Source organism: Bacillota bacterium (assembly GCA_040757085.1).
Taxonomy (GTDB): domain Bacteria; phylum Bacillota; class Sulfobacillia; order JACIYH01; family JACIYH01; genus JACIYH01.
The window spans coordinates 21,441-43,586 of sequence record JBFLXJ010000030.1 but is presented as its reverse complement, the minus strand read 5'-3'; the positions used below and the strand labels follow the sequence as shown (position 1 = coordinate 43,586).

General features: G+C 66.6%; 18 protein-coding genes. 1 reads left to right on the top strand and 17 read right to left on the bottom strand.

Features of this window, described 5'->3' with window-relative positions; all coding sequences use genetic code 11:
- Window positions 1-118 precede the first annotated feature (118 nt).
- The 7 genes from rsmA to AB1446_11560 all read right to left on the bottom strand — a co-directional run bounded on the left by rsmA (window position 119) and on the right by AB1446_11560 (window position 8,803).
- Window positions 119-1,060, bottom strand: a complete 942-nt coding sequence (gene rsmA / locus AB1446_11590; protein MEW6547535.1) for a 16S rRNA (adenine(1518)-N(6)/adenine(1519)-N(6))-dimethyltransferase RsmA — start codon at window positions 1,058-1,060, stop codon at window positions 119-121.
- Window positions 1,021-2,016, bottom strand: a complete 996-nt coding sequence (locus AB1446_11585) for a ubiquitin-like domain-containing protein (protein MEW6547534.1) — start codon at window positions 2,014-2,016, stop codon at window positions 1,021-1,023. The genes rsmA and AB1446_11585 overlap by 40 nt, the downstream gene beginning before the upstream one ends.
- A gap of 77 nt (window positions 2,017-2,093) precedes the next feature.
- Window positions 2,094-2,546 carry an Hsp20/alpha crystallin family protein gene (locus tag AB1446_11580; GenBank protein MEW6547533.1) on the bottom strand — a complete coding sequence of 151 codons (453 nt, stop codon included), beginning with the start codon at window positions 2,544-2,546 and terminating at the stop codon, window positions 2,094-2,096.
- A 57-nt stretch (window positions 2,547-2,603) separates the two neighbouring features.
- Complete coding sequence (locus AB1446_11575; protein ID MEW6547532.1) at window positions 2,604-3,419, bottom strand: TatD family hydrolase; 816 nt, start codon at window positions 3,417-3,419, stop codon at window positions 2,604-2,606.
- A gap of 68 nt (window positions 3,420-3,487) precedes the next feature.
- A complete protein-coding gene (gene metG / locus AB1446_11570; protein MEW6547531.1) occupies window positions 3,488-5,467 on the bottom strand; it encodes a methionine--tRNA ligase in 1,980 nt (659 codons plus the stop codon).
- Between the two features lie 488 nt (window positions 5,468-5,955).
- Entirely contained in the window at window positions 5,956-7,812 is a 1,857-nt protein-coding gene (locus tag AB1446_11565; GenBank protein MEW6547530.1) for an ATP-binding protein, read from the bottom strand.
- Between the two features lie 73 nt (window positions 7,813-7,885).
- Window positions 7,886-8,803, bottom strand: coding sequence for a DNA double-strand break repair nuclease NurA (locus AB1446_11560; protein ID MEW6547529.1), 918 nt, complete (start codon window positions 8,801-8,803; stop codon window positions 7,886-7,888).
- A 204-nt stretch (window positions 8,804-9,007) separates the two neighbouring features.
- Here AB1446_11560 and AB1446_11555 point away from each other — a divergent pair, with 204 nt between their 5' ends.
- The gene (locus AB1446_11555) at window positions 9,008-9,256 is read left to right on the top strand and encodes an AbrB/MazE/SpoVT family DNA-binding domain-containing protein (GenBank protein MEW6547528.1); all 249 of its coding nucleotides are present in this window, start codon (window positions 9,008-9,010) and stop codon (window positions 9,254-9,256) included.
- A 203-nt stretch (window positions 9,257-9,459) separates the two neighbouring features.
- Here AB1446_11555 and AB1446_11550 read toward each other — a convergent pair whose 3' ends face one another.
- The 10 genes from AB1446_11550 to AB1446_11505 all read right to left on the bottom strand — a co-directional run bounded on the left by AB1446_11550 (window position 9,460) and on the right by AB1446_11505 (window position 22,142).
- A complete protein-coding gene (locus AB1446_11550) occupies window positions 9,460-10,737 on the bottom strand; it encodes a M20 family metallopeptidase (protein ID MEW6547527.1) in 1,278 nt (425 codons plus the stop codon).
- Window positions 10,734-12,371: a D-aminoacylase gene (locus tag AB1446_11545; protein ID MEW6547526.1), complete on the bottom strand. Its 1,638-nt coding sequence runs from the start codon at window positions 12,369-12,371 to the stop codon at window positions 10,734-10,736. The genes AB1446_11550 and AB1446_11545 overlap by 4 nt, the downstream gene beginning before the upstream one ends.
- Complete coding sequence (gene rsmI, locus AB1446_11540; protein MEW6547525.1) at window positions 12,358-13,122, bottom strand: 16S rRNA (cytidine(1402)-2'-O)-methyltransferase; 765 nt, start codon at window positions 13,120-13,122, stop codon at window positions 12,358-12,360. Before rsmI ends, AB1446_11545 begins: the two co-directional genes overlap by 14 nt.
- Window positions 13,123-13,284: 162 nt before the next feature.
- Complete coding sequence (gene hydG, locus AB1446_11535; GenBank protein MEW6547524.1) at window positions 13,285-14,700, bottom strand: [FeFe] hydrogenase H-cluster radical SAM maturase HydG; 1,416 nt, start codon at window positions 14,698-14,700, stop codon at window positions 13,285-13,287.
- Window positions 14,682-15,830, bottom strand: a complete 1,149-nt coding sequence (hydE, locus tag AB1446_11530) for a [FeFe] hydrogenase H-cluster radical SAM maturase HydE (GenBank protein ID MEW6547523.1) — start codon at window positions 15,828-15,830, stop codon at window positions 14,682-14,684. Before hydE ends, hydG begins: the two co-directional genes overlap by 19 nt.
- On the bottom strand, window positions 15,805-16,110 hold the full coding sequence (locus tag AB1446_11525) for a TM1266 family iron-only hydrogenase system putative regulator (protein ID MEW6547522.1): 306 nt from the start codon (window positions 16,108-16,110) through the stop codon (window positions 15,805-15,807). The genes hydE and AB1446_11525 overlap by 26 nt, the downstream gene beginning before the upstream one ends.
- A 300-nt stretch (window positions 16,111-16,410) precedes the next feature.
- Window positions 16,411-18,144 (bottom strand): NADH-dependent [FeFe] hydrogenase, group A6, encoded by a 1,734-nt coding sequence (locus AB1446_11520; protein MEW6547521.1) that lies wholly within the window; start codon window positions 18,142-18,144, stop codon window positions 16,411-16,413.
- A 2-nt stretch (window positions 18,145-18,146) separates the two neighbouring features.
- Complete coding sequence (gene nuoF, locus AB1446_11515) at window positions 18,147-19,865, bottom strand: NADH-quinone oxidoreductase subunit NuoF (GenBank protein ID MEW6547520.1); 1,719 nt, start codon at window positions 19,863-19,865, stop codon at window positions 18,147-18,149.
- 14 nt (window positions 19,866-19,879) lie between these two features.
- On the bottom strand, window positions 19,880-20,395 hold the full coding sequence (gene nuoE / locus AB1446_11510; protein MEW6547519.1) for an NADH-quinone oxidoreductase subunit NuoE: 516 nt from the start codon (window positions 20,393-20,395) through the stop codon (window positions 19,880-19,882).
- A gap of 13 nt (window positions 20,396-20,408) precedes the next feature.
- Entirely contained in the window at window positions 20,409-22,142 is a 1,734-nt protein-coding gene (locus AB1446_11505; GenBank protein ID MEW6547518.1) for an NADH-dependent [FeFe] hydrogenase, group A6, read from the bottom strand.
- Between the last annotated feature and the right edge of the window lie 4 nt (window positions 22,143-22,146).

Below are 22,146 nucleotides of genomic sequence, written 5' to 3'. Positions count from 1 at the left end.
CTCCCCACCCGGCACCCATTGTAACACAAATCACTCACGAACATCACGGCCGGGGGCCTGTTCTATGGGGGCATGGCACCAGCGTCTGCGGCGACAGGGCCAAAGGGTTATGATGGGTTCAGCCGGCTCCCTGCCGGCGGGCGGTCCAGCAGGTAGCCAGGGCCAGGAACTCTCGCACGCTCAGCTCCTCGGCCCGCCGGCCGGGATCTATCCCCGCCTCACGCAGGAGTGCAGCGGCTTCCTCCCGATCGGTCGCCACCGGGGAACCGGCCAGAGCGTTGAGCAGGGTTTTGCGCCGCTGGCCGAAAGCGGCTCGCAGAACATCCATGAGCCCCGGAGGTATAGCCAGTTCCCCCTTGCGCTCCATCACCACCAGGGCCGACCAGACCAGGGGCCGGGGGAAAAAGCAACCGGGGGAGACTCGCGCTACCAGGCGGGCCTCCGCCCGCACGCCGGTCAGCACCGACAGGGCACCGTATGCCTTCGATCCCGGACCTGCCACCAGTCTCTCCGCCGCTTCCTTCTGGAGCGTGAGCACGGCAAGATCCCAGTCCAGGGGTCCCTCCAGCCACCGGTACAGCAGGGGGGAGGTGAGGTAGTAGGGCAGGTTCCCGACCAGCTTGACCTTGCCCCCGGGGCCAGCCCGCCGCCGCGCCTCCTGTACCAGGGCGGGCCACTCCGCCCGCAGCGCATCGGCCTGGAGCACGGTGACCGTCTGCAGATCCGCCACCGCCTCCTGCAGGACACTTACCAGGGCGGGATCGATTTCCAGGGCCATTACCCACCCCGCCCCCCGTCCCAGGGGCCGGGTGAGGGTACCCACCCCGGCCCCGACCTCGAGCACGGCGTCGTCCGGCGTCAGCTCGCAGCTTTCAACGATCTTGCGCAGGATGTTACCGTCGGTGAGGAAATTCTGACCCCACTGGTGGCGCAGGGTAATGCCCCTATCCACCAGCAACCTGTGCAGCACGCTGGGGGAGGTGAGGCGCTCCCGCCAGTCGGGCGGCAGTATTCCCTGACCTACGGCAGGATGTACACGATGACCCTTCGCTTTCCCCACTTCCAGGCCTCAGCCAGGGTATCGTAGCACAGGTCTATCTTGTTCCCTTTGATGGCACCGCCGATGTCAGCAGCCAGGCCGAATCCGTAACCCTCAATGTACAGCCTGGTGCCCAGGGGAATCACCCTGGGATCGACGGCCACGATACCCCGCCCCGCCTTCACCCCGGTGTACGTGTATCCGGTGGCATTGGGACCGCATGACTCCGGCCCCGGGTAGTAGGCGGTGGCCGTCACCTCCATGGCCCGCTCGAAGCGGATCACCTGGCCGCCGCGGGAGATGGAAGAGGCGCGCCCCACCGCCACCAGTTCGGCCACCGGCTCCCGCACCACCCGGTAGGCAACCGGTTCTCGGGACACCATCTCGCCATCGGCGTACTTGACCCGGTAAGTGACCTCCTGCAACCCGGGCTGGCCCCGGCGCAGGACACGCGTCAGCCCGTACGGCAGGTTCTCGTCGTCGCGCCTCTCTACCCGATGGGGAATCACCTCACGCCCCGTCTCCTCGCGGTAAGAAACGCGCACCACCCGAATGGCCATCCCCGGCTGCACGGGGGCGGCCAGACCCGGGATCACCTCGTCGTCGGGGCCCAGTTCCACCCCCGCCTCCTGCAGTACTGCGGCCACGGTGGGACCCGGCGAGGCCAACTCGCGGGTTATGCCGTCCGCGGTGATACTCAATGGTACGCACCGGTACACATGGACCCGCATCCCGGGCCGCAGATGAGAGTCAAGTCCCGGAACCACCACGTCGCGGGAACTCAGCCTGATCCCCGCCTGGGCCAGTACCTGGTCAACGCGCCGGGCAGAAGTGGCTACGCTGAGCACCTTGCCGTCGGCCAGGACCTCGACTTTTTTGTCCGGCAGGACAACCGGCCCCACCAGGAGCAGCGCCGTCCCCACCAGGATGGCGATAGCCCGCAGGTAGCGGCTCCTGCCCATCTCTCTCCACCGCAACAGTGTTTTCGACCCCCTGTAAGGAGACAGAATTCGACGGGCGATCCTGCCATCCCTGCCAGGGGAGGCCGCCCTGTTCACCCCTCGTTCTTGACCTCTACCCGCACGTTCTTCAACCCGGCGTCTTCCGCCTTGGGCAAATGCACCTCCAGCACCCCATTACGGTACTCCGCCCGTGCCCGCTCTGCGTCCACCTCCGCGGGCAACTGGAAGCTGCGATGAAAGGAGCCGAAGCGGCGTTCGCGCCGGTGGTAGGTGGCTGTCTCCTCCTGTCTCTCCTCGCTGGTCCGCCCGGCAATGGTGAGCACGTTGCGACGCACGTTCACGCTCAAATCCTGGGCGCGCAGCCCCGGCACTTCCGCGACCACCACCACGTCTTTATCGGTCTCGTACATGTCCACGGAAGGCTCCCAGTGGTGTACGTCTTCCAGCACCGTTCCCCACCACGGCACCACGCCGAGGAGGCGCCCCGCTTCCGCTTCCAGCTCCCTCCACCGCCGCCACGGGTTCCAACGCTCAATATCGCGCACCGTCCTGCCTCCCTTCGCCATCATTTCCTGACTAAGTATGGGAAGGAAGGCGATGGATTATGCGCAGTCACCGGACCCGAAACCCCAGGTAAGGCGGAAGAGGCGGCGGGCGTTCTCGGCGGTAACGCTGGCCACCTGATCCGGTGAGACGCCCCGGGTCCGGGCCACCGCCTCCACTATCTTCGTCACTAAGGCCGGTTCATTACGCTTGCCCCGCCACGGCTCCGGGGCCAGATAGGGACAGTCCGTCTCCACCACCAGCCGATCCAGAGGAACTCCCCGCACCACCCGGCGCAGTCCGTGGGCACTGGCAAACGTGACCGGCCCGGCAAACCCCACGTAAAATCCCATGTTCAGTGCCCGGTGCGCAGCTTCCTCATCCCCGGAGAAGCAGTGCACCACGCCCCCCACCTCACCGGCCTTTTCCCGGCGCAGGATCTCCATCATGTCCGGGTAAGCATCCCGGCAGTGCAGGATGAGAGGAAGTCCCAGCTCTCGCGCCAGGTGAATGTGACCCACCAGGGCTTCCTGCTGCACGTGAGCGGGACTCAACATGCGGTAGTAGTCGAGCCCGGTTTCCCCGATGGCGACCACCCGCGGCCCGGCTGCCAGGCGGCGGATTTCGGCCTTTCCCTCCTCCCACTCGGTGGCGCTGTGGGGGTGGATACCCACCGCCGCCCACACCCGCTCTTCGCGAGCCGCCAGGTTACAGGCGCGCCGGCTGGAGGCCAGGTCCGCTCCCGGGTTCACCACCGCCACCAGTCCTGCCCGCCACGCCCTCTCCATCACCTCACCTCGATCCCGGTCGAACTGGGGGAAATCCAGGTGGGCGTGGCTGTCAATCAACGCCGCCGTCTCCCTCCACCTCCTCAACCTCTACCGCCGCCGCGCGGGTGCGCCCACCCGGCGCCGCAGCCGCAGGTTGCCCGCAAACGTGTCCATCAGGTCACCCTGGCTCCCGCGGGGATATCGCCGTCGATGGTAACCAGGACCAGCCGCCCGCCCTGCTGGGCTGCGAGCAGCATCCCCCGCGACTCGACCCCCCGGATCATGGCCGGCTGCAGGTTGGCTACCACCACCACCGATCTGCCCTCCAGATCCGCAGGCTGATAATGCTGGGCGATCCCGGCCACGATCTGGCGCTCCTCGTCGCCCAGGTCGATCCGCAGCCGGAGCAGGCGATCGGCTCCCGGTACCCTCTCGGCACGTACCACCCGCGCCACCCGTAGATCAAGGCGCTTGAACGCCTCAATGGAGACCATCCCCTCATCGGGCTCTCCGGGGGTGTCACCTCGGGCACGGGCCACGGGTACCGCTTCGCGCGGGGCAGCGTCCGCGGCTGCTTCGCGCGGAGCACCGTCCGCCGGGGCTTCCCGGGGGCCGGCAAGCACGGCGCCTCCGAGTTCCCGCCGCGGGAAGAGAGGCTCACCGATCTTCACCGGAGTGCCGGGAGGAAGAAGGCCCCAGCGGGCGTCGTCCCAGGTTACCTCGGGGAAGGGCTTAGGTGCCCCCACCCGCTCCCAGAGGACCGGTGCCGACCGGACCAGGACGGGCTTGAGCAGCACGGCCAGCAGGCGCAGCCCCTCTGCCATCTGATACAGCACCGTGTTGACCCGCTCGTCACCCGCCCGACGCAGGGCCCAGGGGGCCGCCTCATCGATGTACTTGTTCAGCCGCCCCACCAGACGCCACACCTCGGCCAGGGCGGTGGAAATCTGGAGATCCTCCATGGCCCGGGCGAAGCCCTCGACGACTTCGGCCGCCAGAGCGGGTATCTCATCGTCCACCGGCTCCCGCCGGGAGGGCGCCGGCACCCTCCCCGCCGCAAAGCGGGTGAGCATGTTGAGACTGCGGTGGACCAGGTTACCCAGGTCGTTGGCCAGGTCGCTGTTGGTCCGGCGCACCAGGGCCTCCTCGCTGTAATACCCGTCCGCACCGAAGGGGATCTCGCGCAGGAGGAAATAGCGCACGGCGTCCAACCCGTACCGGTCGACCAGGACCAGAGGATCCACCACATTCCCGCGGGTCTTGGACATCTTGCCCGACTCCAGCACCAGCCACCCATGCCCGAACACCCGCCTGGGCAGGGGTTCCCCCAGGGCCATCAGGATGATCGGCCAGATGATGGTGTGGAACCTGAGGATCTCTTTCCCCACCAGGTGCACGTCGGCGGGCCAGTAACGGCGGTATCGCTCCCCATCGGGGTACCCCAGGGCAGAGATGTAGTTGCACAGGGCGTCTATCCACACGTACACCACATGCCCGGGGGCAAACGGCACCGGGATTCCCCAGCGGAAGGAACTACGCGAAACGCACAGGTCCTCCAGGCCCTGGTCGATGAAGCTCAGCATCTCCTGACGCCGAGAAGAGGGTTGGATGAACTCGGGGTTGAGCTCGATGTGCTCGCGCAGCCGGGAAGCATAGGCCGACAGCCGGAAGAAGTAGGCGTCTTCCCCCACCCGTTCCAGGGGCTTGTCGTGGTCGGGACAGTGATACCCAATGTCTTTGGCCTGCGTTTCGGTGTAGTAGGCTTCGCAGCCTGTGCAGTACCATCCCTCGTACCGCCCCAGGTAGATGTCCCCCTGCTTCCACAGCCGGGTGAAGATGTCCTGGATCACCGCCTGATGGCGCGGTTCGGTGGTGCGGATAAAATCGTCGTAAGAGATGTCCAGTACACGCCACAGTTCCCGGATACGGGCCACCATCTCGTCCACGAACTGCTGGGGATCTTTGCCCGCCTCCCGGGCAGCCCGCTCCATCTTCTGGCCGTGCTCGTCCGTCCCGGTAAGGAACCAGGTATCGTCGCCCCGCAGGCGGTGGAACCTGGCCAGGGCGTCCGCCGCCACCGTGGTGTAAGCGTGGCCGATATGCAGGTTGGCACTGGGGTAATAGATGGGGGTGGTGATGTAGAACCTGCCCATAGCGAACCCTCCGTTTCCGCGGTGTCTTGCAGTCAGCGCGCCCGCGGACATAAAAAATCCCCGCCCTCCAGGGGCGGGGATACCGCGGTACCACCCTAGTTCACCCGGGACCGCAGCCCCGGGCCTCGTCAGGTGCGCCGCCCGACCGCCTCACCGGCCCCGGTCACCTCATAGGCGACCTGCCGCCTGCGGTCAGAATCGCACACCCCGGCAGGATAACGGCTGCCTTCCGGCCCGGCCTACTGGAACCCTGCGGTCGTTCGGCCTGCGGTTTGGGGGCCATGTTCGGGCTGGCTCACCGTACCGGCTTGCACCTTACCCGGCTCTCTGGGACGGCCCTCCAGCCGTACTCCCGCCCCCGCATCACCTTTGCCAGTAATATAACCGCCCTCATCACCCCTGTCAACTGGACGGCTCGCCACCTGGCCGGCCCGGCTCGCTTCCTCAGGCCAACGCACCGAATTGGGAGTCTCAAACCGCACCACAACTCAGGGCCGGGGATCGGCGGGTCGGTAAGTGACACCGAAGGGGGTCTGGTCCTTGCGCAAGAGGCCCTGGCCGGCCAGGCGGTCCAGCCATTCCACCACCTCTTTGGGGCCGAGCGGCTCACCCAGCCTCTCGCGCAACTTGGGCAACAGATGCACCAGGTTGACGGTGGATATAGGCAAAAGGTCCGCCACCGCCTCCCAGGCCTTTTCCTGCCACTGCGTCTCGCGCTCGCGCAGTTCCTGCCACGGGTCCTGGGCATGGGGGGCAGCACTCCAGGCCGCCCTGATCCGTACGGGCACCGTGCGCCCCAGGACGGCGGCGGATACGAAGGTGTCCCCCGTAGGGAGGTAGGGCAGGCGGCGGACCTCGTCCGCCGTCATGTCGGTCTCTTCCTTGATTACTTCCAGGTCACTGGCCCGCACGGTGCGGAAGACGAACTTGGTGTTGAGTTGGGCGGTGACCGTTTCATCGAGCAAGGCAGGACGCTGGCTGGCCAGCACCAGGAACACGCCGTACTTGCGCCCCTCCTGGGCGATCTCCCGCAGCAGCCGCTTGGCGGGAGCGTCCAACCCCCGCGGGGCGAAGTTGTGGGCCTCGTCGCTCACCACCACGAAAGGCGGGAAGAAGGCGGCCTGCTCCCCGCGCTGGAGGGCATCCCGGTAGGCACGGCGTCGCCGGTACAGGTTTCCCAGGAGGTAGGCGCCGAACACCTCCAGCAGCCAGATGGGCCCCTGGATCACCGCCACCTTTCCAGAGAGGAGCAACTGCTCGACGGGTCTGATGTCGGCGCCGAAAAGGCCGGCGTACTCCAGCCGACGCAGGCGCCACTGGATGCCCCGCACCGAAGCGAGGGGAAGGCTGCCAAACTCCCCTAGCAGTTCGACCAGACGTGTGTAGCGCTGCCTTTCTGTGGCCGGGAGAGAGGGGTCCTGGCCGCGCCTCTCCAGGCCTACCCGACCCTCCTCCAGAGCGGTGGCCACGTCCGCTACCCGGCTGGCGAAGGAAGTGTAGGAGTCCATCCGCTTGTGCAGGAGTTCCACCGCGTTGGCCATGGGCTCCGTGAGGGGCGTGACGGCACCCAGCAGGTTGGCCAGGTCGTGGGTCCCCAGTTCGGTGAAGTCAACGCCCACGTCCTGGCCGATGAGCAAGGTGCGGAAACTTCCCTGGAAGCCGCGGGCCCGACCGGGGGGGAGTCCCGATGCGGGCTGGGAGAAATCCATCTCGAAGTGGGGGTCAAGTACGACCGCGGGCAAGCCCAGGCGCATGAGTTCCTCCACGATCACCCGCACGGCGAAAGACTTGCCCGACCCCGACCCTCCGAACACGCCCAGGTGGGGGTACTGCTGCCAGGAAGCGGGATCCATCAGAAACGGCACCCCGTCCTGGGGACGGACCTCGCCGCCCCTTACGGTGCAGACCAGATCCCGCAGGTCGTCATCCAGCTCGGGAACCATCTCCTCGGTACTCTTTATCACACCCAGCACCAGGCCCCGGGCAGGAGAAACCCGCACCAGGCGGTGACGCACTTCGGCGAATGTGGCCGGGCGAGCCCTGGTTCCCACCCGCACCGGAAACGGGGTTTCCTCCAGCAGGCGAAGGCGAGCCAGGTGAACTTCTTCCCCCCGCACGTCGTAGCCCATGAGTTGCAGCGCCTGCAACACCTGCTGGTCGGGTGCGCCCTGGTCAGTTGTGAGGGGGAAGAACCGGTTGTACGACCGCGTTTCCACCACCTGCGCCTGCGGGTTCCCCAGCATCTCGTCCTCCAGCACCAGCACCTCGCTTACCCGCAGGGGCCGATCAGACGAAACCACCCACACTTCCTGCGGCGTGGTCACACCCACCACCTGAAACCTCATACCCCGCCCCCCTCACGGCGTCTCCGCATCGGCGGTAGTCTTCATTCCTTTCTCAACCCACAGCGGATACCCCTCAGAAGGGCCGCCTTTCCCGGCGAGAAGCCAAAAAGCGGAGCCAGTTTTCCCGGGAAATGCCGCTTTCCACCACAGCGCGCACCACCCGATCCTCGATGCGCACGCGCGCGTCCACCAGGTCGATCCAGAGGGGAATTCCCCGTCCCCCCTGCGGGGTCAGGGTGAAAAGGACATCGGCCACGGTGTCCAGATCTTCTCCCACCGGAACCAGGGCCGGGAAGTCCAGTCCGGTGGGCGCCGGGTCCAGCCCCGCCCGCATGAAGCAGGTCCGCAATCCGGGCCGGTGGGGATGCTCCACGAAAAGCATCTCGCCCGGTTCCAGCAGCCCCCAGAGGATTTCTCGGTCGAACGCTCCCCGCCAGGCAGCGGGCAGGTCCTCCCGCAGCAGGGCTGCTACCAGCGATGTCCCCACCGACTCGATCACACCAACGGGCAGGGTACGCTGGCGGTGGGCCTGGCGAAACAGGGCTTCCCATTCCTCCTGGGCTTCGATGCGCAACCGCACGAGGGGCCCATCCACCAGCAGGAGGCGGGGCGAATACTGCTCCAGGGCCTGGGCGGCCACGCGTGCCTCCAGAGCGGAAAGGGCCCGCCGGCGGGCCATCTCATCGGCCTCTTCGCCCAGGTGCTCGTCGTTGTTGAGCGGACTCCACACCTGCCAGGCCCAGGCCTCTTCCCCCCGGGTGGTGCGGGCAACCGCCGCCATCACCGCCACGTAGTGGGGGTAGGAACCACCCACCAGGTTGCAGGAGCCGTCCACCCCCGCCAGAGATCGCCCTCCCAGCCACGCGTGCAGTTCTCCCGGTGACAACCGGCGCAACGGCCGCAGGCGACCGACCCGGGTTGCCAACCTTTCCCGGAGCCATTCCCGCCGCGCCAACAGAAAGCGGCTCCGTTCCGCCAGAAGACCTTCCAAACGCCCGATTTCCTCCCTCAGCCGCTGGACGTCCCCTACCCCTTGCAGAAGCTCCGCCTCCTTCCGAACGAATGACCACCGGCAGCCTCATCCTCTGGAGCGACAAACTTCTAGTTTTTCCTCGGAGACCCTTGACTTATTCTACCATACCTGGTACCATTTCCAGCAGATGCTGTCGAAGCCTAGCAGAGAGAGGTGACGCGGGTGAAGTCAACGGGCATTGTGCGGAAGGTGGATGAACTGGGGCGGGTGGTCATTCCCATCGAGCTTCGCCGGACGATGGACATCGGCGAAAAGGATTCCCTGGAGATATACGTCGACGGGGACAAGATCATCCTGCGCAAGTACGAGCCGGCCTGCATCTTCTGCGGCAACGCCTCCAACGTGGTCCACTTTCAGGGCAAGAATGTGTGCCGCGAGTGCATCCAGGCTATGATTTCCCAGGCCGTCTGACCGCTGCCACCACCTTCCACTAGGCGTAGCACCTTAAAACCTGGGATGATCCGGTCCGGGAGGGGCGGCACGCCGGCCCTCGGCGGCCTGTAAACCAGGTGACCGGCTGAGACGGGGCTCTGTGCCCCGTCTCTCACTTGTGATCGCACTGGTGCTGGCAGTTTGATCGGACTGGCACACTGTGCACCGAGCGCGCTGGCCGTTCAACGGGAATCTACACCTTGTTTGCACACCGCCTGGTGCCATGCCTGCCAGGCTTCCTGCACCAGGGCTGGTTCGTGCAGCAACCTGGCACCGGTGAGGGCCAGGGCGGTGCACGCGTCCAGCATAGCCCGCAGAGCAGTTTCCGACAGGGTGGCCTCTGCGAACTCCCGGGTGTGGCCGGGCGGGGGCGGATTCCCTATGGCCACCGAAGGTTGCAGGGCCGGCACCCGGTAGGATACATTGCCCACGTCGGTGGATCCTCCCCGGGCGGTGGGGGGAAGTTCTTCCACCTCATAGCCCAGGTCACGCATGTGCTGCGCGAACAGGCGCGCCAGCACCGGATTCTCCTTCATGTCCAGGAAAAGGGGTTCGTAAAACCGCCACTCTAACCGGCAACCCGTGGCCCGGGCGGCACCGCGCGCACAATCCAGCACCGCCGGCACCACCGTTTCCTCCAGATAACGCGCGTCCGGCGCCCGCAAGCTGAAGCGAGCCCGCGTGTAATCGGGCACCACGTTGGGGGCCGTTCCCCCGTTCAGGATGATGCCGGGCAGGCGCACCCCCGGGTCCAGACGCGGCCGCAGGGCATGGACGGCTTGGAAAGTAAGGAGCATGGCGTCCAGGGCGTTGATCCCTTTCTCGGGGGCGGCAGCGGCGTGGGCTGCCCGGCCGAAGAACTCTATCTCCACCGGATGAGAAGCCAGGCTGGATCCGCCCACGGCGGTGCGCCAGCCCGGGTGCACCAGCATGGCCGCATCCAGGTCGTCGAACACCCCTGCCTCGCACATGGCGATCTTGCCCCCGGTGGTCTCTTCCGCAGGGCTGCCCAGCACCAGTACGGTGCCGTGGTCCCGAGCCACCTCGTCCCGCAGGGCCAGAGCAGCCCCCAGGCTCATGGCGGCGATGAGGTTGTGACCGCACCCGTGTCCGATCTCGGGCAGGGCATCATATTCGGCCAGGAAGGCTATGCGGGGACGACCACCCCCTCCCGGGGGATACTGGGCGCGAAAGGAGGTGGGGAGACCCGCCAGCCCCCGCTCCACCCGGAAACCGTCCTCCTCCAGGTGCGAACACAGCAGCCGCTGGGCTTCGTACTCCTCATGCCCCAGTTCCGGGTGCTCCTTCAGAAAGCGTGCAACCTCTCTGAGCCGGGGGGCCAGCGCGGCTACCCGCTCGCCCACCCGCTCCCGGACCCCCTTCTCCGCCCGCCCCAGTTCCACCCGCCCCTCGCCCAGCGGTCGGGGTGTGCCCACACCCGCATGCTTACCGTGGCTCATGACCGGTTTTCCCCCGGTATCACCGGGTGGGCAGCCCCGCGCCTCAGTATCCGGCCGGCCCGTGCCCCCGTGTGCTCGCCGTACTCCACAGTCACGGTGCCGTTCACCACCACCAGGTCGATCCCGTCGGGATACTGATGGGGGTCGGTGAAGGTGGCCCTGTCCACCACCCGGTCGGGATCAAACAGGACCACGTCAGCATGGCAACCTGGCCTGAGCAGGCCCCGGTCCCAGAGGCGCAGGCGCCATGCGGGCAACCCCGTCATCTTGCGGACCGCCATCTCCAGGCCCAGGACCTTTTCCTCGCGCACGTAACGCCCCAGCACGCGCGGGAACGTACCGTAGTTGCGCGGGTGGGGTTTCCCCCGCCCCAGTCGCCCGTACGGCGCCAGGGCGCTGCCGTCCGAGCCCACCATCACCCAGGGATGCTGCATGACCGTGCGCACATCCTCTTCGCTCATGCCGAAGCGGACCATGCCGACCGCCAGCTCTTCTTCGATAAGCAGGTCGAAAGCGGCCTCGACGGGGTCCTGCCCCCGCTCTCGCGCCACCTCGGTCAGGCTCTTCCCCTCATACTTCTTGTTGGCCTCCGTCTTGACCGAGGAGATAAGCAACTTATCCCAGCCACTCCAGGAGTCCTGGCCATCCACACACTCCGCCACCAGGCGCCGGCGCGTAGCCGGGTCCCGCAACCTCTCCAGGAGCTTCTCGGAGCCGCCGTCGTGTGCCCACTGCGGGACGATGCTGGCAAGCCCCGTGGAGGAAGCCGTGTACGGGTACTGGTCACCGGTGACATCCACTCCCCGGGCGCGCGCTTCCTCAATCATGCGCAGGGATTCCTTCACCTTACCCCAGTTCTTCTCTCCTCCTACCTTGTGGTGGGCGATCTGTACGGGCACCCCCGCCTCCTCGCCGATGCGGATAGCCTCCGCCACCGCCTCCAGAAGGCAGGCCCCCTCGTTGCGCATGTGGGTGAAGTAAACCCCGCCCGCACGCGCCAGTTCACGGGCCAGGTCGATGATTTCCTCAGTCGCGGCGTAGGACCCCGGTGGATAAATCAGGCCCGTGGAAAGGCCAAACGCCCCTTCCGCCAGGGCCTGACGCAGCAGAAGCCGCATGCGCCGGGCTTCCTCCTCAGAAGGGGGGCGGTCGTCGTACCCCATGGCCGAACCCCGGATGGTCCCGTGCCCCGCCACCACGGCCAGGTTCACCGAAGGTCCGGCTTCCTCCAGGCAGGCCAGGTACTCACCCATGGTCCGCCATCTGATCTCGACCTCGTCCTCTGCCTCCAGATCCTTCTTGATTTCATCCACGGCCGGGCCCTCCAGCGGGGCAAGAGACCAGCCGCACTGGCCCATGACCTCCAGGGTCACCCCTTGGCGCACCTTGCTTTCCCCCAGGGGGTTGATCATATAGGAGGCATCCGAGTGGGAATGGATGTCGATGAATCCGGGGGCCAGAACCCGCCCTTCCGCCACCACCGTGCGGCGGGCCAGTTGCCCCGACAGGCGCCCCACGGCAGTGATGCGATCCCCACTGACTCCCAGGTCACCGTAAAAGTAAGGGGCCCCGGTTCCGTCCACAATGCGTGCGTCCATGATGAGCAGGTCGTACATCGAATCACTCCTCTTCAACTACCTCGTCTTCCGAAGTATTTTCGCGGCCCTCTGTCCCGCTCCTGCTCCGGTCCCCTCGCCCCGGCATCCTCACCCGCCGGGACGCAGACACCACCACCGTATACTCGCCCCGTGGTGCCCCCGCCGCCACCTGCACGGCAACCTCCTGGGCGCACCCCCGCAGCACTTCCTCAAACACCTTGGTGAGTTCCCTCGCCACCGCCACCAGCCGGCCCGGCTCCAGGTCTGCCAGGTCCGCCAGCGTCTGAACGATGCGGTGGGGGGATTCATAGAAGACGAAAGGACGCCCCTCTTTGAGGAGCGCCTCCAGGAAGCGGCGCCGACGGCCGGGTCGCCGGGGTGGAAAACCCCAGAAGGAAACCCCCTCCAGGCGGAAGCCGGAGAGCGCGGCGGCCGCCACCAGGGCGCTGGGCCCGGGGAGGACGGTCACCCGTATGCCCTCCCTGCCGGCCAGAGCCACCAGTTCTCCCCCGGGGTCGGAAATCCCGGGCAACCCGGCGTCGGACAACAGGGCCACGCTCTCGCCCCGCCGCAGGCGCGCAATCAGTTGCGGTGCTACCTGGCGCCAGTTGTGGGAGTGATAACTGAGCGTGGGTTTGGAAATCCCGTAATGGCCCAGCAGCTTGGCGGCCTGACGGGTGTCTTCCGCCGCCACCAGGTTGACCTCGCGCAGAACCCGCAGCGCCCGCAGCGTGATGTCTTCCAGGTTCCCTATGGGCCCCGCCACCAGGTAAAGCGTACCCGCCATCCATCCCTCACCAAGGCCAGTCTATCCTGCAGCATCTCGCCCCGTCAAACCACCCCGCCCTAAATCGCTCAGTCCCGCCCCCAGGCAGGGGGATCGCAAGCTCATTGTAAAGGCCCGGTTTTCCCACATCCCCAGGGAATCCCGGGTAGCACCGGTGCGCGGTCAGAAGTACAGGTCGCGGTGGCCCTGCTCGATCAGGCGCAGGCGCTCTTCAGTCTTGCGTCGCACCGCGGGATGCGGAATCTCGGCCACGTGCTGGCGGATGCATTCCTCCCCCGCCTCCCGGGTGCGCGGGGAAGCGTAGTCTTCCAGGTATTCTTTGAACGTCATCAGGGCGTTGGGCTGGCACAGGTTCTGGATCCACCCCGTCCTGGCCAGGCGCATGAAGCGCTCGCCGGTGCGGCCCCGCCGGTAGCAGGCAGTGCAGAAGCTGGGGATGTACCCGGATCGGGCCAGGCTGTATATCACCTCGTCGGGTGTGCGCAGGTCCTCCACCTGGAACTGGGGAGCCTCAGCCAGTTCGCCCTCGCTGGCGGTGGTGTGATCCTGGCGGTAGGCGCCCACCCCGGTGCGGGAGCCGGCGCTGATCTGGGAAATGCCCACCGCGAACAGTTCGTCGCGGAAAGCGGGACGCTCCCGGGTGGACAGGATCATGCCCGTGTAGGGCACGGCCAGCCGCAGGATGGCGATGAGCTTCTTGAAGTCGGCGTCGGATACCAGGTAGGGGAATTGCGAAAGATCCACGCCGGTGGCGGGCCGCAGCCGGGGCACCGAGATGGTGTGGCATCCCACCCCGAATTTCTCGTCCAGGTGGCGGGCGTGGAACACCAGCCCGAGCACCTCGAAGCGCCAGTCGTACAGGCCGAACAGTGCTCCCAGCCCGACGTCGTCCAGCCCTGCCTCCATGGCTCGGTCCATGGCCGTGGTGTGCCAATCGTAGTCGCTCTTGGGGCCGGAAGGATGCATGTACTCGTAGGTGGGCCGGTGATACGTCTCCTGGAAGAGGATGTAGGTGCCGATGTGGGCCTGCTTGAGAAGCCGGTACTCTTCCACCGTGGTGGCGGCGATATTCACGTTCACACGCCGGATCTCGCCCCGCCCCTCTTTGGTAGCATACACGGTCTCGATCACGTCGACCACGTACTCCATGGGGCAGTGCACAGGGTCCTCGCCCGCCTCCAGGGCCAGGCGCTTGTGCCCCATGCGCTCCAGGACCCGGACCTCTTCGGCCACCTCCTCCAGGGTAAGGCGACGGCGCGGGAACAGGTTGTCCCGGCGGTAACCACAGTAGCGGCAGTTGTTCACGCAGTAATTGCTGAAGTACAACGGCGCAAAGAAGACCAGTCTCTTGCCGTAGATGGCCTCCTTCACCTCGTGCGCGGCCGCGTACATTTCCTCGAGCAGTTCGGGGTGCCAGGTATGGATCAGGGCCGCGACTTCCTCGGGCTCAAGACCTTTGGCCTCGCGGGCTTTCTGCAGGATATCCCGTACCCGCACGGGATCGGGGTGGGCCTGCTCCCGGAGCAGGTCCTCGATTACGTCGTGGGGAATGAAGTCGGCTACCTGAGTGCCGCGCATGGTTCCACCTCTCCCTTTTCGTCGGACGAAATCTCGCCCGGCGTTTGCTCCTGCCGAAAACGGGGCTTGGGCGAATGGCCCGGTCCCTGCCCGATGGTCCGCCCCAGGCCCTGGACCATGCGGCGCAGGCAGGCCAGACAACCTTCCGCTTCGTCTCTCAGGCAAATCTTGCCCGGGTAGATCTGATAGAGGGGACGGTACTCGGTAGGCCCCACGTTGGGCATGATCACGTTGGCGCCGCAGCGGAGCGCCTTTTGTCTACCCTCCGGATCGGCGGTCCCCAGGGCGGTGGTCGCGGGCAGGTGGGCCCAGGGCAGGGCCAACCTGGCCACCGCCAGCACGCGAAGGGTAAGATCCACCGATCCACATGCCGCCCCGGCCAGGGGTGTCTGCGGGTGGGGGATGAAGGGTCCGATTCCTGCCATCTCCACGTCCAGTTCCTGCAAAAGGGCCACATCGTCGGCCAGGCTGGCCAGGCTCTGCCCGGGGAGCCCCACCATGTTGCCGGAACCCACCTGGTATCCCAATTCCCGCAGGTCACGCAACGCCTTCAGCCGCCCGGCCAGAGTGGTGCCTGGGCGCAGGCGGCGGAACAGATCGGCATCGGCGGTCTCGTGCTTGAGCAGGTAGCGGTCTGCTCCCGCCTCCCGCCAGCACGCATAATCCTCCCGGGGACGGTCGCCCACCGACACGGTGACCGCCAGCCCGGTGCGCCGCTTGATCTCGTGGATCACCCCGGCGAGACTCTCCCCATCCCAAAAAGGATCCTCACCCGACTGCAGCACCACCGTGCCCAGGCTCAACCGGGCTGCCCTCTCGGCTATGGTCACTATCTGGGCCGGAGTCATGCGGTAGCGCTCGACGAAACGGTTCCCGGCCCGCAGCCCGCAGTAGTGGCAGTTGCGCACACAGTAGTTGGAGAACTCAATGATCCCGCGCAGGTGTACCTCATCGCCCAGATAACGCCGCCGCACCTCATCCGCCGCCCGGAACAGGGCATCCCGGGCCGACGGATCGACAGAACCCTCCAGCAGGGTGAGGACCTCCTGCCGTCCGATCTCCCCCGGCCGCCTGCGGGCGCGCTCCAGAACCTCCCAGAACAACTCAGCTTCCTGCAGCGTGTCCACCATTCTGTTCACCTTCCCTGCGCAAGGGAGCCGCCGCCAGCGGCGGGGCCAGGGCGCTGCGCACCATCACCCCGGGTAATTGTCCCAGCTTGCCAGTAAGGGCCCCCACCTGGTCGGTGGTACCGTCCACGATGAGGGCGATGACCGCCAGGTCCCGCTCCCGATAGGGGATGCCCATGCGGCCCACGATCATGTCCCCGAACTGGGAGAGGATATCCTGTACCCTGGCCGCCACCCGCCCGCGGTCGGTGATGATAATCCCCACCACGCCCACCCGGCGCATGGCTCCTTCCGTCTCCACGTGGGACCCTCCTCCTGCCCGGCCCCAGCCCGGCGTACGCCTGGACCCGCCCCATAAAAGAGGGGCTCGCCGTCGCTCCCCCGAGCGAAGGCGAGCCCTTGTTACCGTCCTCACAAGACCGGGCCGCTGCCGCCCCGGCCCCCTCGGTTCAGGCGCTCCCCTTCCCTCAGGGCTGTTGTCACACCTGGTGTTGCGGCGACCTCCGGGCCGGATGAGCCTACCCGTCAGTTCGCCAAGTGCATTGTATCACAAGGTCCCGCTGCTGGCAATCTCCGCCTCCCGTCAGCCCCTCTGGTAACGCGGCCGCGCCTCGTAGTGGGTGTGCAGCAGGTGGTGGGATTTCTCCCCCAGCGGCTCGCCCAGGAACTCCCGGTACAGGGCCTGGATGGCCGGGTTTTCGTGGGACTTGCGCAGGGGCAGGTTACGGTCCACCTGGTAGATGGCGTCGATGCGGCGCTGCCGCGCCTCGTTTGTGGTGGGCACCGGCTGGCCGCCGCCGCCGATGCAGCCACCCGGACAGCACATGATCTCGATGAAGTGGTACTCGGCCTGGCCCGCCTTGATCGCTTCCAGGAGGCGGCGGGCATGGCCCAGGCTGTGGGTCACCGCCACCTTCACCCGGGTGCCGTCCATGTCCACGGCCGCCTCCTTGATCCCCCGCAGGCCGCGCACTTCCTCGAAGTCCAGCCTGGGCGCCTGTCTGCCCGTCACCACCTCGTATGCCGTGCGCAGGGCAGCCTCCATCACCCCGCCCGTGGCGCCGAAGATGGCAGCCGCACCGGTGGAGATCCCCAGGGGATCGTCGTATTCTTCCTCGGGCAGGGCGGTCACGTCGATGCCCGCCTCGCGGATCATGCGTCCCAGTTCCCGCACGGTGAGCACAGCGTCCACGTCCTGTACCCCGGAGTCGTCCATCTCGGGCCGCTGGGCCTCGAACTTCTTGGCCGTACAGGGCATGATCGAGACCACGTAGATGTCCTCTGGCTTCAGGCCCACCTTCTCCGCGTAGTACGTCTTAGCCAGGGCCCCGAACATCTGCTGCGGCGACTTGCACGTGGAGACGTTGGGGATGAACTCCGGGTAGTAGTGTTCCAGGAACTTGATCCAGCCCGGGCTGCACGAGGTCATCATGGGCAGCACGCCGCCGTGGGTCAGGCGATGGATGAGCTCGTGTCCTTCCTCGATGATGGTGAGGTCGGCGGTGAAGTTGGTGTCGAAGACGCGGTCGAACCCCAACCGCCGCAGGGCTGCCACCATCTTGCCGGTCACGATGGCCCCCACACCCAGCCCCATCTCCTCCCCCAGGGACACCCGGGTGGCGGGAGCCGTCTGCACAACCACGTGCTTGCTCGGGTCGTGCAGGGCCTTCCACACCCGCTCCGTGTGGTCCACCTCATAGATAGCCCCCACCGGGCAGGCGTTGATGCACTGGCCGCAGTACACGCAGGGCAGTTCCGCCAGAGGCTTCTCGAAGGCCGGAGCCACGATGGCGTCCGCCCCCCGGTGCACCGGGTACAGGATGCCCACGCCCTGCACACTGTGGCACGCCTCCACGCACCGCCGGCACAGGATGCACTTGTTGGGATCGCGCACGATGGCCGGGTTGGACTCGTCCAGCGGGAGACCCTTTTCCTCGCGCCCGAACCTGACTTCCCGGATACCCAGGCGCTCGGCCAGGGCCTGCAGCTCACAGTGCAGATTGCGCACGCAACTGGTGCAGTCGGCCGGGTGGCGGGCCAGCATCAGTTCCACCACGGTACGCCGCGTCTGCCGCACGAGGGGGGTGTTGGTGCGAACCACCATGCCCTCCGTCACCGGATAGGCACAGGCAGCCTGCAGGGTGCGGGACCCCTGCACCTCCACCACGCACACCCGGCAGACGGCTTTCGCCTCCTGGTCGGGGTGGTGGCACAGGGTGGGGATGTCGATGCCGGCCAGCCGGGCCGCCTCCAGGATGGTGAACCCTTTGGGTACGCTCAGCGTCTGGCCGTCGATGGTGACATTGACCAGGTCCATGGCTACACCTCCCTCGCCGCTGTTACCGCCCGGGCCGACCCGGTGCGCGCGGCACCCACGGCGGCTGCGGCAGCGTGCGTAGCGCCGGCGCGCGCCGAGGCACCGTTCATGGGGCACACCCCGGCGGGACAGGTCTTACCCACCACGTGGGCCAGGTACTCGGACTCGAACCACTTCAGCGTGCTCATCAGGGGCAGGGGAGCCGTCTGACCCAGCGGGCACAGCGGGGCCACGTACATGGCCTGGGCCAGGGTCTTCATGTTCTCCAGGTCGGTCCTGGTGGCTTCCCCGCTACTGATGCGCTCCATGATGCGGTGCAACTGCAGCGTCCCCTCCCGGCAGGGCGTGCACTTGCCGCACGACTCGTGCAGGAAGAAGAAGGAGAAGGATTTCGCCACGTCCACGATGCAGTGGGAGTCGTCGATGATCAGCAATGCTCCCGAACCCAGGGCTGAACCATGGGCGGCCAGGCTGTCGTAATCCATGGGTACGTCCAGTAGTTCGGGTGGGATGACGCCGCCCGAGGTGCCGCCCGTCTGGGCCAGCTTGAACTGCCGTCCGTTGGGGATTCCGCCGCCGATGTTGTAGATGATCTCCCGCAGGGTGATCCCCATGGGCACTTCGATGAGCCCGGCGTTGACGATGTCCCCGGTGAGGGTGAACACCTTGGTGCCGGGCGTCTTCTGCGTCCCCAGGGTGCGGAACCAGGAGGCACCCCGTTCGATGATCAGGGGCACGTTGGCCAGGGTTTCCACGTTGTTGATCACGGTGGGACGACCGAACAGGCCCACGTCGGTGGGGTAGGGAGGCTTGATGCGGGGCTCGCCCCGGCCCCCCTCCAGGGACTCGAACAGGGCCGTCTCTTCGCCGCACACGTAGGCACCGGCGCCCAGGCGGATCTCCACGTCGAAATCAAATCCCGAGCCCAGGATGTTCTTCCCCAGCAGGCCCATCTCCCGGGCCTGGGCAATGGCCTTCTGGAGCCGCTCGATGGAGAGGACGTACTCACCCCGGATGTACACATAGCCCTGGTGCGCACCCACTGCGTACCCGGCGATCAGCATGCCCTCCAGCACCGAGTGGGGATCCCCTTCCAGGATCAGGCGGTCCTTGAATGTGCCGGGCTCGCCCTCGTCGGCATTGCACACCACGTACTTGGGGCCCGAGCCGTCTGCACGGGCGGCGAACTGCCATTTGAGCCCGGTGGGGAACCCCGCCCCGCCCCGGCCCCGCAGGCCGGAGGCCTTCATTTCTTCCACCACCTGGGCAGGGGTCATGGCAGTCAGGGCTTTCCCCAGTGCCTGGTAGCCGCCACGGGCGATGTATTCCTCGATGGACTCGGGGTCTATGAGACCGCAATTGCGCAGCACCACCCGCACCTGGTGGCGGAAGTAGTCCACCTCCGGGTAGACCTGCACCGGTTTGGCCGCCGGCGGGACCTGATACAGGAGCCGCTTCACCACCCTACCTTTGTACAGGTGCTCGGAGACGATCTCGCGGACGTCAGACACCTTGACCCCTGCGTAGAAGGTCCCTTCGGGGAACACCACCACGGTGGGCCCGTACTCGCACAGCCCGAAACACCCGGTTTCCACCACTTTGACCTCTTTGTCCAGCCCGTACTCGGGAAGGAGCCGGGAGAACTCCTTCTGGATCTCGGGTGAGCCCTTCAGGCTGCAGTTGGTCCCGTTACATACCAGCACGTGGGCTCGATACAGCATCTCCCTCCCCCTCCCTAGTAGCGGGCCAGGATGGCCCCGATGTCAGCCGGCTTCAGGTTCCCGTACACCTGGTCGTCGATCATGATGGCGGGCGCCACCCCGCATACCCCGATGCAACTGGTGAGTTCCAGGGTGAACTTCCCGTCGGGCGTGGTCTGCCCCACGTCCACTCCCAGGGCCTTCTTGAGGGCTTCCAGCACCGCGCCCGCTCCCGGCACGTGACAGGGAGCGCTGGCGCACACCCTGATCACGTGCTGGCCCTTGGGCCGGGTGGCAAACAGGGTATAGAAGGTGGTGACCCCGTAGACCTGGCTGGGGTGGACACCCAGGGCTTCTGCCACCTCCACCATGGCCTCCTCCGATATCCAGCCCATCTCCTTCTGAATGGCCTGCAGGATGGGCAGAAGGGGTGCCGGTCGATCCCGCAGGCGGGAGATGATCTCCCGCACCCGGGTCATCTCCTGGCGGGGAACGGTCTCCTGCCCGGGGGTCGTATGCTGGCGAGGAACCTCTAGGCTCGCCTTACCCATCTCCTTCCCTCCTTTACAGCTTGGCGTACTGATAGCGGGGCTGGTAGTGCGTGTGCAGGAGCTCGTGGGCCTTGTGGGAGTTGGGCTCGCCCAGGAACTCCTGGTACAGCACCCGGATCACCGGGTTTTCGTGGGACTTGCGCAGCGGCATGTCCCTGTCCACCCGGTAGATGGCCTCGATGCGCTTTTTGCGTATCTCGTCGGTAGTGGGGATGGGTTGGCCGCCACCGCCGATGCAGCCGCCGGGACAGGCCATGATTTCGATGAAGTGGTACTGAGCCCGACCCGACTTCACCGCCTCCAGCACCCTGCGGGCGTTGCCCAGGGTATGGGCCACCGCCACCCGCACCTGGGTGCCGTCGAGGTCCACGGTGGCCTCTTTGATCCCCTCCATACCCCGTACCGCCTCGAAATCGAGACTGGACAGGGCCTTACCCGTCACCACCTCGTACGCAGTGCGCAGGGCCGCCTCCATCACGCCACCGGTGGCGCCAAATATGGCAGCGGCCCCGGTCGAAACTCCCAGGGGATCGTCGTACGGTTCCTCGGGGAGGGCATCGAAGACGATGCCCGCCTCCTTCAGCATGCGACCCAGTTCGCGCGAGGTGAGTACGGCGTCGATGTCCGGGTATCCGGAGTCGGTCATCTCCGGGCGCCGGGCCTCGAACTTCTTGGCCGTGCACGGCATGATGGAAACCACGAAGATGTCAGCAGGATCGATACCCACCTTGCGCGCGTAATAGGTCTTGGCCAGCGCCCCAAACATCTGCTGGGGCGACTTGCAGGTTGAGAGGTTGGGCAGCATTTCCGGGAAGAAGGTCTCGATGAACTTGATCCACCCCGGGCTGCAGGAGGTGATCATAGGGAGCACCCCGCCGTCCCGCAGGCGGTGCACCAGCTCATACCCTTCTTCCACGATGGTCAGGTCGGCAGTGAAGTCGGTGTCGAAGACCCGGTCGAACCCCAGGCGGCGCAGGGCCGCCACCATCTTCCCCGTCACCACGCTCCCCGGGGGCATTCCGAACATCTCACCCACGGTGACGCGCGTGGCCGGGGCCGTCTGCACCACCACGTGCTTTTTGGGATCGGCCAGGGCCTGCCAGACCAGTTCGGTGTCATCCCGCTCGTGGAGGGCCCCGGTCGGGCATACCAGGGTGCACTGGCCGCAATTCACGCACACCGAGTCGGCCAGGGGTAGGTCGAAGGGCGGAGCGATGGCCGTCTCGAAGCCCCGCTCCTGAGGACCGATGGCCTTCACCGACTGCACCTTCTCGCACACCGCCACGCAGCGACGGCACAGTATGCACTTGCGGTTGTCCCGCACTATGGAGGGGCTGGATTCGTCCACCGTCCCCCCGTGCTTTTCTCCCTCAAAGCGCACCCGGCGGATGCCCAGGGACTCGGCCAGGGCTTGCAGTTCGCAGGTTCCGTTACGGATACAGGTCGTGCATTCGGTGGGGTGGTCGGAGAGGAGCAACTCCACCGTAAGGCGGCGCGACGCCCGCACCGCGGGGGAGTTGGTCCACACCTCCATGCCGTCCGCCACGGGGAGGACGCAGGAAGCCTGCAGGGTCTTCGCTCCCTTGACCTCCACCACGCACACCCGGCAGGCCCCGATGGCGTTCAGGTTCTCCAGGTAGCACAGGGTGGGGATATTGATACCGGCCAGGCGGGCCGCCTGGAGCACGGTCATCCCGCGTTCGGCTTCCACCTTGCGCCCGTCTATGGTCAGGGTTACCTTTGCCATTGCC

Coding starts and splice junctions, on each gene's coding strand:
- metG (MEW6547531.1), bottom strand. CDS start 5,467: ATGGGCAGGTTCTACATCACCACCCCCATCTATTACCCCAGTGCCAAC.
- AB1446_11565 (MEW6547530.1), bottom strand. CDS start 7,812: ATGAGGTTTCAGGTGGTGGGTGTGACCACGCCGCAGGAAGTGTGGGTG.
- AB1446_11550 (MEW6547527.1), bottom strand. CDS start 10,737: ATGAGCCACGGTAAGCATGCGGGTGTGGGCACACCCCGACCGCTGGGC.
- rsmI (MEW6547525.1), bottom strand. CDS start 13,122: ATGGCGGGTACGCTTTACCTGGTGGCGGGGCCCATAGGGAACCTGGAA.
- hydG (MEW6547524.1), bottom strand. CDS start 14,700: ATGCGCGGCACTCAGGTAGCCGACTTCATTCCCCACGACGTAATCGAG.
- hydE (MEW6547523.1), bottom strand. CDS start 15,830: ATGGTGGACACGCTGCAGGAAGCTGAGTTGTTCTGGGAGGTTCTGGAG.
- AB1446_11525 (MEW6547522.1), bottom strand. CDS start 16,110: ATGCGCCGGGTGGGCGTGGTGGGGATTATCATCACCGACCGCGGGCGG.
- AB1446_11520 (MEW6547521.1), bottom strand. CDS start 18,144: ATGGACCTGGTCAATGTCACCATCGACGGCCAGACGCTGAGCGTACCC.
- nuoF (MEW6547520.1), bottom strand. CDS start 19,865: ATGCTGTATCGAGCCCACGTGCTGGTATGTAACGGGACCAACTGCAGC.
- nuoE (MEW6547519.1), bottom strand. CDS start 20,395: ATGGGTAAGGCGAGCCTAGAGGTTCCTCGCCAGCATACGACCCCCGGG.
- AB1446_11505 (MEW6547518.1), bottom strand. CDS start 22,142: ATGGCAAAGGTAACCCTGACCATAGACGGGCGCAAGGTGGAAGCCGAA.